This window comes from Sphingobium sp. L-44 (assembly GCF_056859495.1).
This window is the reverse complement of record NZ_JBSXOQ010000115.1, coordinates 83,513-99,618: the sequence shown is the minus strand read 5'-3', so window position 1 is coordinate 99,618 and position 16,106 is coordinate 83,513. Positions and strand designations below refer to the sequence as shown.

Sequence of the window (16,106 nt, the reverse complement as noted above, 5' to 3'; positions counted from 1 at the left end):
CGGGTAGCGCTGAGCCAAGGTTTCTCGAAACGAACGGAATTTTCTGGATCGCCCTACCGCCAGCCGACCTATTCGCCGCGCTTGGCCGCCTTGAAAGCCTCGAAATCGAGCGGCGTCGCTGCGCCCGACTCCTCCCCGGCGATCAGCGCCGCCTGCAACGCCGGCACCTGCGCCTCACGCTCTTCCAGCAAGCGCAGCCCCGCCCGCACGACATCGCTCGCCGATCCATAGCGACCGGTCTGCACCTGATCGCTGATGAAGCGGGTAAAATGGTCGCCGATCGTCACCGATGTGTTGCGCGCCATCGCCGCACATTCCTGTTGCAGAGCGAGGTGAGACTATACCAAAAAATATTACAGCTCGATCCGGTGTCATTCAGCCAGCGCGACGATAATATCCTGTCACTTCCTCAACGGCGAATGGAAAAGAGATCGGCGTATCGGTAGCGCGAACGATCACGTGGCCGCGCATTAGGGATGCAAGCGCATCCGGAGCCGCAGCCGTCTGATAAAAAGGATTCTCAGCAGCAGCGGTGCAATGACGGATATAACTAACGTCGGTAGCATTAAAGCTGCTCGTCTGGTGCGCCATGGTCATGCCTCCTTACGCCATCCCTCGAAGCTCCTCATGTCCTGGATACCCACTTGAGGTACTCCCATCGAATTGGGAACTTCAATCCGCGACACGATGCCTTCCGATAAAAACTGGTGACTGCCGAATGCACTGCTTTCGATCAATGCACGGGGCGCCGCATAGTTCGCCTGCTGCTGACCTGCAAGCAATGTATCAGGGTTGAAAGGGGTCCGCAGCGATAAAAACTCCACATAATCCTGCTGCAAAGCCTTTAATATCTCGTAAAGCTCCTGGCTGGGATTTTCGACCGCCAGCCCCAACCCTCGCGCTTCGCGCCGATTGATGGTGTGATCGTGGCTGCCTGACTCGCTACAGAGAAAAGATACGATCCGATCGATGACATCGGAATCAGTCTTTTGGAATTCAAGCAATCTCCGAGCAAGTGTCCTAATCTGCTGCCGTGTCCGGAATATTTGCCCCAAAACCAAAGGATGAATTTTCTCGGATAAATTAGTCCAAATGCCAGCCAGAGCAGAATCGTCTGTTATTTTTAACTCATTGATCGCAACGTCCAAATACCCCTGAATCGCCTCAACGCTAACGGGGGCTCTATGATTTGGGTTGCCGCCAGGCACCAATGGACCAAGAGGGCTATTTAAACTGGGATCGATAGGACCAAGGGTCGCCTGCTTCGTCATCACGATATTATTGGCACCGAGACAGATCAGAGTACCTGCACTCAAAGCCTTCGCTGGAACGATCACTTCCAACTCATCACAAAACGTTCGGATAAGATTTATAAGACGCCACGCAGCGGCGGTGTCACCACCGTTAGTGTATAATATCAGGGAAATGCGTCCTGCCGGCCAAATTGCGTCCAAATGATCCACAAAAAGATCTACGATCTCCGGGGACACCTGGGTCTCCGCTCCCGGTCGATCTCCAGTAACGTAAGCAAGAACTCGACTTCCGCGTGACTTTTCAATCTGTTCGTAAATCGCCTTACGCTCTTCGTATCCAGCCAAGCGCCTACCCCCCAATGTTTATTGCGCAGACATATAACGGGATCTTTATGTAGGAAAGCCTAAATCTCTTCCCCTGTCCTACACCTCCCGCCCCATGATAGCCTCGCCGGCATGACCGACATGCCCCTTCTCCACTTCACCTCCGTCCCGATGTTGCGCCGGCGCGCGTCGGGATGGTCGCCGGCCGCGCAGCGGGCCTTCATCGACATGCTGGCGCGCTGCGGCGTGGTGGCGCAGGCGGCGCGCAGCGTCGGCTGTTCGCCGCGCTCGGCCTATCAGCTGCGGCAGAAACAGGGGGCAGAGAGTTTTGCCGCCGCCTGGGACTGGGCGCTGGAAATGGGGCTGGACGCCGCCCGTGCCCAGGCGATCGCCCTGACCCGCTGTGCGCAGGTCCGCCCCATCGTCCGGCGCGGCGTGGTGGTCGGCCATCGCCGCGCGCCCGACAATCGGGTGATGCTGGCGGCGATGCGCACCATCTGTGCCGAGCGCAGCGGCGCCCGCGCCGCCATGCCCCATCGCCAGCGCATCGCCCTGCGCGAACTGGTCGCGGAACTCACGATCAGCGCGCCTGAGATCAACCTGGGCAGCATCGCCCGATTATTATGATCTGTCGCGGGTAGGAAATAAGATGTCGAAATGTGCGGGAAATATGCGAAGTTAAGAGAGCGATTTCCAATCCGGCGCCCCGCCGGATGACTCGGAAATCGCGCCAGCCGCGTGAATTCCTACGGAGACCCTTTTCGCCATGACGACCTCCCGCCGCGATTTCCTCGTCGCCGGCTCCTCCGCCCTCGCCCTGCCCACCCTCGCCCTGTCCGCGCTCCCCGCCCGCACCCTGGCGCAGGCGACCACCGCAGACGCCCGCGCCGAAGCGCTGCTCGCCGGCATGGCCGAGGCGATGCTGGCCGATGCGCCCGAAACCGCGAGCGGCCTTGGCCTCGATACCGGCGCCCGCGCCCCGCTCAAAGCGCGCCTGGGCGACAAGAGCCCGGCCGGCCAGGCCCGGATCGCCGCCCATGTGAAGGATCGCCTGACCCAGCTGCGCGCCATCGATCTCGACGCCCTGTCGCCCGCCACCCGCACCGATGTGGAGGTGGTGCGCGCCGCCCATGAACTGGCCGATGCCGGCTTCGCCTTCCCCTTCGGCGACATGGCGATGATGAACAGCAACTGGTCCTATCGCAACGCGCCCTATGCCGTCGCCCAGAATACCGGCGCCTTCATCGAGACGCCCGACTTCCTCGACGCCAATCACGCCATCGCCACCCCGGCCGACGCCGACGCCTATCTAGAACGCCTGACCCAATATGCCGCCAATCTCGACGGCGAGACCGAGCGGTTGAAGCATGACGCCGGCATCGGCGTCGTCGCCCCCGCCTTCCTGCTCGACAAGACGCTGGGCCAGATGAAGGCGGTGCAGGGCCAGCCGCTCGACCAGTGGGTGCCGGTCGCCTCGATCGCGCGCCGCACCCGCGACATGCAGGGCGATTATGCCGCCAAGGCGCAGCAGATCACCCGCACCACCATCGCCCCCGCCCTTGCCCGCCAGGCCGCCGAACTCACCCGCCAGCGTGGCCTTGCCACCATGGATGCGGGCGTGTGGAAACTGCCGCAGGGCGATGCCTATTATGGCTGGGCGCTGCAGGCCGGCACCACCACCACCATGTCGCCCGACGAAGTCCATGCGCTGGGCCAGGAACAGCTCAAGGCCCTCCAGTCGGAAATGGACCGGCTCTTGAAATCCCTCGGCATGACGAAGGGGACCGTGGGCGAGCGGATGACGGCGATGGGCAAGGATCCGCGCTATCTCTTCCCCAATGACGACAAGGGGCGCCAGCAGATCCTCTCCTATATCGACGGGCGCCTCGCCGATATCCGCACCCGCCTGCCCCGCGCCTTCGCGACCCTGGTGCCGGCCAAGCTGGTGGTGAAACGGGTGCCGGTGGAGATCGAGGCCGGGGCGCCGGGCGCCTATGCCGGCGCCGGCACGATCGACGGCAGCGTGCCGGGCAATTATTATATCAACCTGCGCGATACCAGCATCTGGCCGCGCTATTCGCTGCCGACGCTTTGCTATCATGAGGGGATTCCGGGCCACATCTGGCAGGGCGAATATACCTACAAGCTCCCCCTGATCCGCTCCATGCTCGCCTTCAACGCCTATTCGGAGGGCTGGGCGCTCTATGCCGAGCAACTGGGCGACGAGCTGGGCGCCTATGACGGCGATGTCGCCGGGCGGCTGGGCTATCTCCAGTCGATCGCCTATCGCTGCTGCCGTCTGGTGGTCGACACCGGCCTTCATGCCAAGCGCTGGACCCGCGACCAGGCGATCCACTGGTTCGCCACCACCAACGGCTCCACGGTCGAGGATGTGCAGGGTGAGGTCGACCGTTATTGCGCCTGGCCGGGCCAGGCCTGTGGCTACAAGGTCGGCCATGGCGAAATCGTCCGCCTGCGCGCGCAAGCGCAACAGGCGCTGGGCGACAAGTTCGACTTCCGCCTGTTCAACGACGCCGTGGTCAAGGGCGGCGGCGTGCCGATGACCGTCCTGGCGAAAAATGTCGACGCCTATGTCGCCCAGAGGAAGGGGGCGTAAAAGAACCGTTCGGGCTGAGCGAAGTCGAAGCCTTCTGCCGAACGCAGTGAGGCACCTCGCTCCGCTCGGCGCGTCCTTCGACTTCGCTCAGGACGAACGGACCTGACGCAACAAAAAAGGGCTGGAGGATCGCTCCCCCGGCCCTTCCCTATCTTTTTGCGTCCGGGCCTTAGCCTACAAAGGCCCGCTCGATCACGAACTGACCTGGCGCCGCGTTGGAGCCTTCGGTGAAGCCCTGCTCCTCGAAATAGGCCGCGAACTGCTTGATCATCTCCATGCTGCCGCACATCATGATCCGGTCGGTTTCGGGGTCGAATTTCGCCGCGCCCGGAATCCCCTCGAACAGCTTGCCGCTCTCGACCAGCTTGTCGATGCGCTCATTGTTGGGGAATTCTTCGCGCGTCACGGTCGGCACATAATGGAACTGGCCCGCCGCCTGCTCCGATACCAGCGGATCTTCGGCCCACTTGCCTTCCATCTCGTCGCGGAAGGCCAGGTCGCTCACCCGGCGCACCGAATGCACCACCACGACCTGCTCGTAGAATTCATAGACATCCGGGTCACGCGGCAGGCTCAGGAACGGCGCCAGGCCGGTGCCGGTCGACAGCATGAACAACCGCTTGCCCGGCAGCAGCGCGTCGGTCACCAGCGTGCCGGTCGGCTTGCGGCCAAGATAGATCTGGTCGCCCGGCTCGATCTTCTGCAGCTTGCTGGTCAGCGGACCATCCTGCACCTTGATCGACAGGAACTCGATTTCCTCGTCCCAAGCGGGGCTGGCGATCGAGTAAGCGCGCAGCAACGGCTTGCCGTTATCGCCCTTCAGGCCGATCATGATGAACTCGCCCGAGCGGAAGCGGAAGCTTGCCGGGCGGGTGATGCGGAAGCTGAACAGATGCTCGTTCCAGTGCTTCACCGACAGCACGGTTTCCACGGAAAGCGCGCCGGTGGGTTCCAGAACCGGCTTTTCGATCGTCACGTCGGTCAAGACCTTATCCTTGCATTTCGTCGGCACCGCCATGATCGGGCGGCGCTAGTTGCGGATCATTCGCAATAATGGTGTAGTCCGCAAATGGCCCCACCGCATCGCGAAGGCAAGGCCAAAAAAACTTGGGGGCGGCCAAGGGCCGGCTTTTGCCGGCCCGTTCCCATTGCTCTTGTGCCGGCTTTGCCGGCCCACCCCTCGCCACTCTTAGCCGAACAGGCCCTTGGCCAGGCCGCTGAGCTCATTGAGCGGATTGCCGTCGCCGTCCCGGTCCAGGAAGCCGCCCAACTGGCCCAAAATCGCCTCCGGCCCGCCAAACTGGCCCAGCAGCTGCTGCAGCGCGTCGGCCGACACGCCATGCTCGGCCGCCGTCTCGGCCAGTGCCGACACGCTGGTCTCGCCGCTGCCGATCTTGGCGCCGATCTCGTTCAGCAGGCCCTGCATCTGTTCCGGCTCCAGCCCGACCTTCTGCGCGATCGCTTCCAGCCCGCCCAGATTGCCCATCAGATTGTCGAACATGCCCATGCTAATCTCCGCTGCCATGATAGGCAGGCAGCATAGCACCGCCGCGCCCCTGCCAAAAGCAAAAGAGCCGGAGCGTTTCCGCCCCGGCTCCTGCAATCCGCTATGAACGCCGATCAGGCAGCCGTCAGCGCCGCGCTGCGCACGCCGTCGTCGACATGCTCCTCGAACTGGGCGAAATTGTCGACAAAGGCCTTCACCAGCGTCGCCGCGGTGGCGTCATAAGCCTCCTTGTCCGCCCACATAGCGCGCGGATCGAGGATCTGGCTGTCGACGCCATTGACCGCAACCGGCACCTCGAACCCGAAATTGGGATCGGTGCGGAATTCGGCGCTGTTCAGGCTGCCATCGAGCGCGGCGTTGAGCAGCGCGCGCGTCACCTTGATCGGCATGCGCTTGATCCCCGGCATGGTCGCCTTGCCGCCGGCCCAGCCGGTGTTGACCAGCCAGCAGGTGACGCCGCCCTTGTTGATCCGCTCTTTCAGCAGATTGCCATAGACGCTGGGGTGGCGCGGCATGAAGGGTGCGCCGAAGCAGGTCGAGAAGGTGGCGGTCGGCTCGGTCACGCCTATCTCGGTGCCCGCGACGCGCGCAGTATAGCCGGACAGGAAGTGATACATCGCCTGTTCCGGGGTCAGCCGCGCGATCGGCGGCAGAACGCCATAGGCGTCGGCGGTCAGGAAGATGATGTTCTTGGGCACCGGCCCCAGATTCTTCTCCGACGTGTTCGGGATGAAGTCGATCGGGTAGGAACCGCGGCTATTCTCGGCCAGCGAGTTGTCGTCCAGGTCGATCTCGCGGCTTTCCTCGTCGATCACGACATTTTCCAGCACCGTGCCGAACCGCTTGGTGGTGGCGAAGATTTCCGGCTCGGCCTCGGCCGACAGGTTGATCATCTTGGCATAGCAGCCGCCCTCGAAATTGAAGACCGCCTGGTCCGACCAGCCATGCTCGTCATCGCCGATCAGGGTGCGGCTGGCATCGGCCGACAGCGTCGTCTTGCCAGTGCCGCTCAGGCCGAAGAAGACGGCGGTGTCGCCATTCGGGCCGATATTGGCCGAACAGTGCATCGGCATCACGCCCTTGGTCGGCAGCAGATAATTGAGGATGCCGAACACCGACTTCTTCATCTCGCCGGCATAGCGGGTGCCGCCGATCAGGATCAGCTTCTCGGTGAAGTTGACCGCGATCACCGTCTCGCTGCGGCAGCCATGGCGAGCCGGATCGGCGACGAAGGTCGGCAGGTCGATGATGGTATATTCGGGCGCGAAGTCGGCCAGCGCCTGCGCCTCGGGCCGCACCAGCAGGGTGCGGATGAACAGGTTATGCCAGGCGAACTCGTTGATGACGCGCACATTGACCCGATATTCGGGCTGCGACCCGCCATAGAGGTCGGCGACATAGAGCTTGTCCTTCTCGCCCAGTGCCTTGAAGAAATCCTCCTTCAGCGCGGCGAAATGCGCCGGCGTCATCGGCACATTGGTCTTGCCCCACCAGACGGTGTCCTGCGTCTCGGCATCCTGGACGATGAACTTGTCGCTGGCGCTGCGGCCGGTATGCTTGCCGGTCTTGACGACCAGCGGGCCGTCCTTGGCCAAAATGCCCTCGCCATTGGCAAGCGCGGCCTCGACCAGCGGCGCAGTGCCGAGGTTCCAAAACTGGGTGGCATGGGTGGAGATGCCCTGGTCGACCAGGGTGATTGAGGATTTGGCCTGCACGCCTTAGCTCCTGATGTAAAAAGTCCCTTAGTCGCTTGTCTTTTTATGCGACCGGCCCGTCCGGGAGCGCCGCGATCCTTGTCGCGCGGACATCCTCCCCTTCAAGCCATACCGGCATAGGGCTTTGCGCTACGGCCGTCAAATAGGGGCGAACCACAGCCCGTCCCGAAAAACGACGCACGGGTCGCAGCAACAATTGCAACGCCCCTTCCTTGCAGGCCCGGCAGCCATCGTCTAACGCTGGATGCCTTCACCCATTTTATCATGACGTTCCGGGACGCAGCATGACCGCAACCATCGCGCTGGTGGATGATGACAAGAATATCCTGACGTCGGTGTCGATCGCGCTGCAGACCGAAGGGTTCGTCACGCGCATCTATACCGACCCGGAAGCTGCGCTGAAGGCGCTGACCGAAAATCCGGCCGATCTTGGCGTGTTCGACATCAAGATGCCGCAGATGGACGGTCTGGAACTGCTGCGCCGCCTGCGCGAAAAGAGCCAGATGCCGGTCATCTTCCTGACCTCCAAGGCGGACGAGCTGGATGAGGCGCTGGGCCTGGCCATGGGCGCGGATGATTATATCTCCAAGCCCTTCTCGCAGCGGCTGCTGATCGCGCGCATCCGCGCCATCCTGCGCCGCGCGGAGATCAGCCGCACACCCGAAGCCGCCGACGAACCGCCGTCCGATCCGATCGTGCGCGGTCGGCTGGAGATGGACCCGCCCCGCCACCGGGTGAAATGGGACGGCAAGGATGTGACGCTGACCGTCACCGAATTCCTGATCCTGGAAACCCTTGCTGCACGGCCCGGCGTGGTGAAGAACCGCAACCAGCTCATGGACGCCGCCTATCAGGACGACGTCTATGTCGACGACCGCACGATCGACAGCCATATCAAGCGGCTGCGTCGCAAATTCCGAGAGGTAGACCCTGACTTCAACGCAATCGACACGCTCTATGGCGCCGGATACCGCTTCTCCGAAGAATGAGGACGCGCCGCTCGCGGTGCGCTGGTCGGGGCGATTGAGCCTCACCCCGCGCATCCTGGCGGTCAATGTCTTCGCGCTCGCCCTGCTGGCGGGCGGCTTCTTCTATCTGGACAGCTATCGCACGCGGATCGTCGACGATCGGCTGGAACAGTCGGCGCGCGAACTGAAGCTGCTCGCCATTGGCCTGGAAAATGCGCCTGCCGACCGGCAGAATGCGCTGATCGCCGCCTATGCGCGCCAGACCGGCGACCGGGTGCGCCGCTATGACGCGGCCGGCAATCTGATGGCCGACAGCTTCGCCATGGATGCGCCGCGCTATCGGCTGCGCCTGCCCTCGGAAGAGGAATGGCAGCGCCATGTCGCCCGCTTCCTCGACAAGGCGGTCGACCGCGTCGTCTCCGCCGATCGCCCGCCCAATTTCGAGGAGCCCGCCGTCGATCGCGCCAGCGCCTGGCCCGAACTGGTGCTGGCCGCCAAGACGCGCCAGCCCCAGGCGATGAACCGCTACGCGCCCGACCGCACCTTCATGATCTCGGCCGCCGTTGCCGTGCGCGACGGTTCGGGCCTGCTCGCGACCGAAAATGCGCGCGACATCACCCGCATCGTCCGCGCCGAACGGCTGCGCCTGGGCATCGTGCTGGCCGCAGCCGTCCTCGCCTCGGTGCTGCTGTCGCTGTTTCTCGCCCGCACCATCGTCCAGCCGCTCCAGCGCCTGGCCCGTGCCGCCGTGCGCGTTCGCCTCGGCCGCGCGCGGGAGGTCACCGTGCCCCGCCTGCCCGAGCGGCGCGACGAGATCGGCATGCTCGCCCGCGCCCTGTCGGACATGAGCCATGCACTGCGCCAGCGGATCGACGCGACCGACGCCTTCGCCGCCGACGTCAGCCATGAACTCAAGAACCCGATCGCCTCGCTCCGATCCGCGCTCGATTCGCTCGAACGGGTGGACCGGCCAGACCTGCGCGATCAGTTGATGGCGATCGCACAGGATGATGTCCGCCGGCTCGACCGGCTCGTCACCGACATCGCCGAAGCCTCCCGCATCGACGCCCAATTGTCCCGCACCCGGTTCGAGCCGATCGACCTTGGCCTGCTAATCGAACGCATGGTGCTGGCGCGCGAAGCACGCGGCGTGCCACGCGGCATCCGCCTGGCCTTCGCCCGCCCGCGCAAGGAAGTCGCGGTCGTCCTGGGCGAGGAGCAGCGGATCGTGCGCGTGCTCGACAATCTGATCGACAACGCGATCTCCTTCTCGCCCGACGAAGGGCTGGTGCAGATCATCGCCACCGTCGCCGACAATGAAGTGCTGGTCAGCGTCGAGGATGAAGGCCCCGGCGTGCCCGAGGGCGAGCGCGAGCATGTCTTCCGCCGCTTCCACAGCGTCCGCCCGGAAGGTGAGGCGTTCGGCAAGCATTCGGGTCTCGGCCTCGCCATCGCCCGCTCGATCGTCGAGGGGCATCAGGGCAAGATCAGCATCGCCGACCGCGAGGACAGGCTGAGCGGCGCCCGCTTCATCGTTCGCCTGCCCATGGCCGTGGAACGCGACCCCGGCATAATGTCCGAATGAAAGCAATAAGCTGTTCATTCCTGCTGGCCACAATGTGCCGCTGCGATGTCGCGTGAATCGACGCAATTCGATTTCCAACGCGGCCAACTGGGGCTAGAAGCAGGAAGGCAGGGGAACATGGTGCGGGCACTTTCATCAGAGACGCTTCACGCAACGACCGTCGCGATCGAGGGACGCTCGGTGCTGCTCTATGGCGCCAGCGGCATGGGCAAGTCCGACCTTGCCCTGCGCCTGATCGATCGCGGTGCGACGCTGGTTTCCGACGATTACACCCTGCTCAAGCGGGTCGACGGCCGGCTGATCGCCACCGCCCCCGAAACCATCAGCGGCAAGATGGAAGTGCGCGGCATCGGCATCGTGCCCGTCCCCCATGTCGGCGATTCGCCGGTCGCGCTGATCGTCGATCTGGCCGAAACGGTCGAACGCATGCCGATGCACGCTGCCACCCGTACCATCGCCGGGGTCGAAATTCCGCTGGTCGCCGTCGTCGCGCATGAGGCGTCCGCCCCGATCAAGGTCGAACTCGCGCTCAAGGCCCTGGGCAAGACATGAGCGATAGCGCGCCCAAGACCATCCTGCTCGTCTCCGGCCTGTCGGGCGCCGGCAAGACCACGGCGCTCAAGACGCTGGAGGATATGGGCTGGGAAGTGGTGGACAATCTGCCGCTGGTGCTGCTCGACCGCCTGCTCGACACGCCCCTGCCCGCCGGTCATGGCGGGGAGGATGACCGGCCGCTGGCGCTCGGCATCGACGCACGCACCCGCGGCTTCGACGCCAATGCCATCGTCCAGCGGATCAAGGCGCTGCGCGAACGCCATGGCCATGATATCGAGACATTGTTCCTCGACTGCTCGGGCGCCGAGCTGGAGCGCCGCTATGCCGAAACCCGTCGCCGCCACCCGCTGGCGCAGGATCGCCCGGCCGCCGACGGCATCGCCCGCGAACGCGAACTGACCGAACCGCTGCGCCGCTGGTCGGCCCAGCTGATCGACACAACCAGCCTGTCGACCAATGCGCTGCAGCAGGAAATGCGCGCCCGCTTCGCCCGCGAACAGCTCTCCGACCCGGTGCTGACCATCCTCTCCTTCGGCTATTCGCGCGGCGTGCCGCGCAATGTCGACCTGATGTTCGACATGCGCTTCCTGCGTAACCCCTTCTGGGACGAGGATTTGCGTCCCAAGACTGGCCTAGACGCAGATGTCGCCGCCTATATCCAGGCCGACCCTGCCTATCAGGAGGCGCTGGGCAAGATCCAGGATCTGCTGACGACCCTGCTGCCGCGCTACGCCGAAGCCGGCAAAACCTATATTACCGTGGCTTTCGGCTGCACCGGCGGGCGCCATCGCTCGGTCCATGTCGCCGAACATGTCGCTAGATACTTGCAAGATGCGGGCTTTTCGCCCACCGTCTCGCACCGCAATATGGAATCAGCGCCCCAGGACAGTCTGGAGAAGCGCAGACCGGGAGGCCCGAAAGCAATATCATGACAAAGGTGGGCCGCGGAAGCAGATGATCGGACTCGTACTCGTCACCCATGGGTCGCTTGCGACGGAATTCGTCGTGGCCATGGAACATGTCGTGGGACCGCAACAGCAGATCGAAACGATCTGCATCGGGCCGGAGGATGACATGGAATTGCGCCGCGCGGACATCGCGGCAGCGGTCGCGCGCGTCAATGACGGCGCCGGCGTCATCCTGCTGACCGACCTGTTCGGCGGCACCCCGTCCAACCTCGCCATCTCGCTGCTCAAGGCCGGCGAGATCGAGGTGATCGCGGGCATCAACCTGCCCATGCTCATCCGCCTGGAAAGCGCCCGCAAGGTGATGGACGTGCGCGCCGCCGTCGCCGCCGCCCGCGAAGCAGGCCAGAAATATATCAGCGTCGCATCGGAATTGCTGGGCAGCACCTCATGAATGATATCAGCCGGGAAGTCAGGATCAGCAACAAGCGCGGCCTCCACGCCCGCGCCAGCGCGAAATTCGTGACCCTGGCCAGCGGCCTGCCCGCACAGATCACCGTCAGCAAGGATGGCAGCGAAGTCACCGGCACATCGATCATGGGCCTGATGATGCTCGGCGCCGCCATGGGCGACAGCATCACCATCAGCGCTGCCGGCCCCGACGCGCATGACAGCCTGCACCAGCTCGTCGCCCTGGTCGAAGACAAGTTCGGCGAGGAATAGGCGCGACCAGCGGCCGCGTTGCCGCGACGGGTTCCCATCCCGACATTGACGTCACGGCCCCGCCGCCCCATCTTGCGACATAGGGCGACCGCTGATCGGGAGGCAGCATTCGCCACCGGTTCAAGTGGATAGGCGCCATGCTCGACACGAAATTGAACGACGAAGCCGCCCGCCTGGCCGCGCTCGGCCGCTACGAAATTCTCGACACGCCGCCCGAGCCCGCCTTTGATCGCATCACCCAGCTTGTCCGGTCGATCCTGGGTGTGCCGATGTCGGTCGTGTCGCTGATCGACGGCGATCGCCAATGGTTCAAGTCGCGCACCGGCATCGACGCGACCGAAACCCCGCGCGACATCGCCTTCTGCAACCACACCATCCGTGACCGTGTGCCGATGGTCGTGCCCGATGCCTGTTCCGACCAGCGCTTCAGCAGCAATCCGCTGGTCACCGGCGATCCCAATATCCGCAGCTATGCCGGTGTCCCGCTGGCGACGCCCGACGGCTATAATGTCGGCACCCTCTGCGCGATCGATACCGTGCCGCGCGAATTTGATCCCGGCCAGATCGCCATCCTCGAAAATCTCGGCGCGCTGGTGGTGGAGCAACTGGAATTGCGCCGCATCGCCGAGCGCGACCATCTGAGCGGCGCCCTCACCCGCCGCGCCTTCGTGGCGGAGATGGACAAGCATATCGCCCTCTTCCGCCGCTATGCGCGTCCGGCCAGCCTGCTGCTGTTCGACATCGACCATTTCAAGCGGGTCAATGACAGCCACGGCCACCCGGCCGGCGATGTCGTGATCCGCGAGGTCGCTGCCTGCTGCGACCGGACCAAGCGCCCGAACGACATATTGGGCCGGCTTGGCGGGGAAGAGTTCGGCGTGCTGCTCCCCGAAAGCAATGCAGCGCAGGCCGGGGCGGCCGCCCAGCGTTTCTGCGATGCCATCGCCGCGCTGGAAATCGCCCATATGCCGCCGCTGCGCGTCACCGCCAGCTTCGGCATTGCCGAGATCGGGCCTGACCGGATCAGCAGCGACGCCTGGATCGCCGCCGCCGATGTCGCCCTCTATGCGGCCAAGCATGGCGGTCGCAACCGCGTGGTCATCGCGAAAACGGACGCCGCCCAGCCCGACTGACACCGAAAGGCTGTCCTTTTCCCCATTCCCTCGATAGAGAGGCCGCTTCGTCCGCACTGGTCGCGGACCAGAAGGCAGGACGCAGAACGTGGCACGCGAAATCACCGGTTTTTCCAACCCGCTGGTCAAGCGCGTGCGCTCGCTGCGGGAAAAGAAATATCGCAAGGCCGAAGGGCTGTTCCTGGCCGAAGGGCTGCGCATCCTGACCGAAGCGCGCGAGGAAGGCGTGCTGCCCGAAATGCTCTTCCATGCTGGCTCCACCCACCCGCTCGCGCTCGACCTGATCGACGCGATCGAGGCGGACGGCGGCGACGTGATCGAAACCACGCCCGACATCCTGTCCAAGATCAGCGGCAAGGATAATGCCCAGGCCGTGGTCGGCGTCTATCGCGACCGGCTGACCCCGCTGGAAAAGCTCGATCGCAACACCGCCGACATCTGGATCGTCGCCCAGTCGCTGCGCGACCCCGGCAATCTCGGCACCATATTGCGCACCGGCGACGCGGTCGGTGCCGGCGGCCTCATCCTGATCGACGATTGCGTCGACCCCTTCTCGGTCGAATCGGTGCGCGCCAGCATGGGCGCCCTGTTCACCCAGTCGATCACCCAGGCCCGCTGGGGCGAATTCATGCACTGGCTGCGCCAGGGGCCGGGCGAACTGATCGGCACCAGCCTGAAAGCGACCCAGGATTATCAGGAGCCGAGCTATCAGAGCCCCAGCTTCCTGCTGGTCGGCAATGAGGCGCAGGGCCTGCCAGAAAGCTATGAAGCCGAATGCGACCAGCTGGTGAAGATGCCGATGCTGGGCAAGGCCGACAGCCTGAACGCCGCGGTCGCGACGGCGGTCATGGCCTATGAGTTGCTGAACCAGAAACGAAAGACATCATAACGTCATCCCAGCGAAGGCTGGGATCTCATTTTTCTTCAGACGTGTTGAAGAAGAGAGATGCCAGCCTTCGCTGGCATGACGCCAAAGGGGGCGAGAAGACGTGACACAGACGAGCGGCATGGGCGCAATGTGGCTGCACAAGCGGGTGCTCGCGGCCAGCCTGATCGGCACGGCGGTCGAATTTTACGACTTCTATATCTATGCCACCGCCGCCAGCCTGATCTTCCCCTCCCTCTTCTTCCCGGCCTCCTCGCCCTCGGCGCAGCTGATGGCCTCCTATGGCAGCCTCGCCCTCGCCTTCCTCGCCCGGCCGCTCGGTGCTGCCGTATTCGGCCATTATGGCGACCGGATCGGGCGCAAGGCGACGCTCGTCACCTCGCTGATGCTGATGGGCGGCTGCACATTGCTGATAGGCTTCCTACCGACCTATCTCATGATCGGCTTCTGGGCGCCGCTGATCCTGTGCGTGCTGCGTTTCGGCCAGGGCTTTGGCCTGGGCGGCGAATGGGGTGGCGCGGCGCTGCTGGCGGTCGAGAATGCACCCGAAGGCTGGCGCGCCCGTTTCGGCATGTTCCCGCAGCTGGGCGCCCCGGTCGGCTTCATCGCCGCCAACGGCCTGTTCCTGCTGCTCGGCGCCTTCCTGACCGATGCGGAATTCTTCGCCTGGGGCTGGCGCCTGCCGTTCCTGGGCAGTTCGGTCCTGGTGATCCTCGGCCTCTGGGTTCGCCTCAAGCTCACCGAGACGCCCGAATTCGCCGCGGCGCAGCAGGAAGCACCGCCGCCCGCCGTGCCGCTTGCGACCCTGCTCTCGACCCATCTGGGCGCGGCCATCGCCGGCACCTTCGCCTGCGCCGCCTGCTTCGCCGTCTATTATATCGCGACCGCATTCGCGCTGGGCTATGGCGCCACCGCGCTCAAGATCGACCGGGAAATCTTCCTCGCGATCCAGCTTGGCGCCATCATGTTCATGGCGCTCAGCATCGTGATCGCCGGCTGGTGGTCGGACAGGAGCAGCCCGACCCGCGTCCTCGCCTGGGGCTGTGCCGGCACGCTGGTCATGGGCATCGTCTTCGGCCCGCTGATCGGCACCGCGGCGCTGTTGCCGATCTTCGTCGCGCTCAGCCTCGCTCTGTTCGTGATGGGCTTCATCTACGGCCCGCTCGGCGCCTATCTGCCCGCCCTCTTCCCGACCCAGCTGCGCTACACCGGGGCGTCCTTCGCCTTCAATCTGGGCGGCATCCTGGGCGGTGCGCTGGCGCCGATCGTCGCGACCTGGCTGATCGGGATGCAGGGTGTGGCGCTGGTCGGCCTCTATATGTCGGCGGCCGCGCTCATCAGCCTGGCGGGCCTGTGGTGGACCAGCCGCACCTGAATCAGATTGCCTTGCGCATCAGGATCATCGGCACGCCGCTATCCTCGAACGGGCGGACGTCGATGAACCCGAAGCTGCGATAGAGCGGCACGCCGGCCATCGTCGCCGACAATTCCAGCGCGGCAAAGCCCTCCTGCCGGGCGGCGGCCTCACACAGCGCCAGGATGGTCGTGCCGACCCCTTTGCGGATATGGTCGGGATGGGTGTACATAGCCCGCACCTTCGCCGCCTCGGTCGCGGGGTCTAGCATGCGGTCGTCGCGCCCGGCCGTGTGGTCGCCGCCATAGGCGGTGGCACGCCGGCTCCATCCGCCACATCCGGCGATCGCACCATCCGCCTCCACCACGAAATAGGTCCGGTCACCGATCAGCCGCCGGTCCAGCCCCATGAAGCCATGGCTGGCCTGCACCTGCGCAGCGGTCAGATAGGCCGACTGCAATTGCTCGATGGCCAGCGTCATCAGGGCGGACAAAGCGGGTTCGTCGGCGGCGGTCGCCAGGCGGTTGGTCAAGGACATGGCCCCTCCTGCAACGAAATCGGCCGGCCCCGCAAGGGACCGG

Annotated in this window: 18 protein-coding genes; 11 read left to right on the top strand and 7 right to left on the bottom strand. The window is 64.5% G+C overall.

What is annotated here, in order from left to right:
* Nucleotides 1-68: 68 nt before the first annotated feature.
* The 3 genes from AC13EK_RS19575 to AC13EK_RS19565 all read right to left on the bottom strand — a co-directional run bounded on the left by AC13EK_RS19575 (nucleotide 69) and on the right by AC13EK_RS19565 (nucleotide 1,490).
* Nucleotides 69-305: a type II toxin-antitoxin system ParD family antitoxin gene (locus AC13EK_RS19575; RefSeq protein ID WP_069336407.1), complete on the bottom strand. Its 237-nt coding sequence runs from the start codon at nucleotides 303-305 to the stop codon at nucleotides 69-71.
* Nucleotides 306-375: 70 nt separating this feature from the next.
* Nucleotides 376-591, bottom strand: a complete 216-nt coding sequence (locus AC13EK_RS19570) for a hypothetical protein (RefSeq protein ID WP_139149964.1) — start codon at nucleotides 589-591, stop codon at nucleotides 376-378.
* A gap of 2 nt (nucleotides 592-593) precedes the next feature.
* The gene (locus AC13EK_RS19565) at nucleotides 594-1,490 is read right to left on the bottom strand and encodes an SDH family Clp fold serine proteinase (protein WP_202968915.1); all 897 of its coding nucleotides are present in this window, start codon (nucleotides 1,488-1,490) and stop codon (nucleotides 594-596) included.
* A 219-nt stretch (nucleotides 1,491-1,709) separates the two neighbouring features.
* Here AC13EK_RS19565 and AC13EK_RS19560 point away from each other — a divergent pair, with 219 nt between their 5' ends.
* Both AC13EK_RS19560 and AC13EK_RS19555 read left to right on the top strand, forming a co-directional pair.
* On the top strand, nucleotides 1,710-2,204 hold the full coding sequence (locus AC13EK_RS19560) for a hypothetical protein (RefSeq protein ID WP_069336409.1): 495 nt from the start codon (nucleotides 1,710-1,712) through the stop codon (nucleotides 2,202-2,204).
* 139 nt (nucleotides 2,205-2,343) lie between these two features.
* Nucleotides 2,344-4,194, top strand: coding sequence for a DUF885 domain-containing protein (locus tag AC13EK_RS19555; RefSeq protein WP_069336410.1), 1,851 nt, complete (start codon nucleotides 2,344-2,346; stop codon nucleotides 4,192-4,194).
* 169 nt (nucleotides 4,195-4,363) lie between these two features.
* On the opposite strand, the gene AC13EK_RS19550 is transcribed toward AC13EK_RS19555, so the two are convergent.
* The 3 genes from AC13EK_RS19550 to AC13EK_RS19540 form a co-directional block, all read right to left on the bottom strand.
* Nucleotides 4,364-5,212, bottom strand: a complete 849-nt coding sequence (locus AC13EK_RS19550) for a ferredoxin--NADP reductase (RefSeq protein ID WP_069336411.1) — start codon at nucleotides 5,210-5,212, stop codon at nucleotides 4,364-4,366.
* A 171-nt stretch (nucleotides 5,213-5,383) separates the two neighbouring features.
* Nucleotides 5,384-5,701, bottom strand: coding sequence for a hypothetical protein (locus tag AC13EK_RS19545; RefSeq protein WP_004208078.1), 318 nt, complete (start codon nucleotides 5,699-5,701; stop codon nucleotides 5,384-5,386).
* A 113-nt stretch (nucleotides 5,702-5,814) separates the two neighbouring features.
* Nucleotides 5,815-7,416, bottom strand: coding sequence for a phosphoenolpyruvate carboxykinase (locus AC13EK_RS19540; RefSeq protein ID WP_069336412.1), 1,602 nt, complete (start codon nucleotides 7,414-7,416; stop codon nucleotides 5,815-5,817).
* 284 nt (nucleotides 7,417-7,700) lie between these two features.
* Here AC13EK_RS19540 and AC13EK_RS19535 point away from each other — a divergent pair, with 284 nt between their 5' ends.
* The 9 genes from AC13EK_RS19535 (at nucleotide 7,701) to AC13EK_RS19495 (ending at nucleotide 15,546) form a co-directional block, all read left to right on the top strand.
* Nucleotides 7,701-8,405 carry a response regulator transcription factor gene (locus AC13EK_RS19535; RefSeq protein ID WP_017501611.1) on the top strand — a complete coding sequence of 235 codons (705 nt, stop codon included), beginning with the start codon at nucleotides 7,701-7,703 and terminating at the stop codon, nucleotides 8,403-8,405.
* A complete protein-coding gene (locus AC13EK_RS19530; RefSeq protein WP_037517344.1) occupies nucleotides 8,374-9,969 on the top strand; it encodes a sensor histidine kinase in 1,596 nt (531 codons plus the stop codon). The genes AC13EK_RS19535 and AC13EK_RS19530 overlap by 32 nt, the downstream gene beginning before the upstream one ends.
* 117 nt (nucleotides 9,970-10,086) lie before the next feature.
* Nucleotides 10,087-10,521, top strand: coding sequence for an HPr kinase/phosphorylase (locus tag AC13EK_RS19525; RefSeq protein WP_004208082.1), 435 nt, complete (start codon nucleotides 10,087-10,089; stop codon nucleotides 10,519-10,521).
* Nucleotides 10,518-11,456, top strand: a complete 939-nt coding sequence (gene rapZ, locus AC13EK_RS19520) for an RNase adapter RapZ (RefSeq protein WP_004208083.1) — start codon at nucleotides 10,518-10,520, stop codon at nucleotides 11,454-11,456. Before AC13EK_RS19525 ends, rapZ begins: the two co-directional genes overlap by 4 nt.
* Before the next feature lie 22 nt (nucleotides 11,457-11,478).
* Nucleotides 11,479-11,883 carry a PTS sugar transporter subunit IIA gene (locus AC13EK_RS19515; RefSeq protein ID WP_004208084.1) on the top strand — a complete coding sequence of 135 codons (405 nt, stop codon included), beginning with the start codon at nucleotides 11,479-11,481 and terminating at the stop codon, nucleotides 11,881-11,883.
* On the top strand, nucleotides 11,880-12,152 hold the full coding sequence (locus AC13EK_RS19510; RefSeq protein WP_004208085.1) for an HPr family phosphocarrier protein: 273 nt from the start codon (nucleotides 11,880-11,882) through the stop codon (nucleotides 12,150-12,152). The genes AC13EK_RS19515 and AC13EK_RS19510 overlap by 4 nt, the downstream gene beginning before the upstream one ends.
* A 137-nt stretch (nucleotides 12,153-12,289) precedes the next feature.
* Nucleotides 12,290-13,285 carry a sensor domain-containing diguanylate cyclase gene (locus AC13EK_RS19505; protein ID WP_069336413.1) on the top strand — a complete coding sequence of 332 codons (996 nt, stop codon included), beginning with the start codon at nucleotides 12,290-12,292 and terminating at the stop codon, nucleotides 13,283-13,285.
* An 88-nt stretch (nucleotides 13,286-13,373) separates the two neighbouring features.
* Nucleotides 13,374-14,174, top strand: a complete 801-nt coding sequence (locus tag AC13EK_RS19500; protein ID WP_069336414.1) for a TrmH family RNA methyltransferase — start codon at nucleotides 13,374-13,376, stop codon at nucleotides 14,172-14,174.
* Between the two features lie 118 nt (nucleotides 14,175-14,292).
* Complete coding sequence (locus AC13EK_RS19495; protein ID WP_069336415.1) at nucleotides 14,293-15,546, top strand: MFS transporter; 1,254 nt, start codon at nucleotides 14,293-14,295, stop codon at nucleotides 15,544-15,546.
* A gap of 1 nt (nucleotide 15,547) precedes the next feature.
* On the opposite strand, the gene AC13EK_RS19490 is transcribed toward AC13EK_RS19495, so the two are convergent.
* The gene (locus AC13EK_RS19490) at nucleotides 15,548-16,063 is read right to left on the bottom strand and encodes a GNAT family N-acetyltransferase (RefSeq protein WP_069336416.1); all 516 of its coding nucleotides are present in this window, start codon (nucleotides 16,061-16,063) and stop codon (nucleotides 15,548-15,550) included.
* Nucleotides 16,064-16,106: the final 43 nt, after the last annotated feature.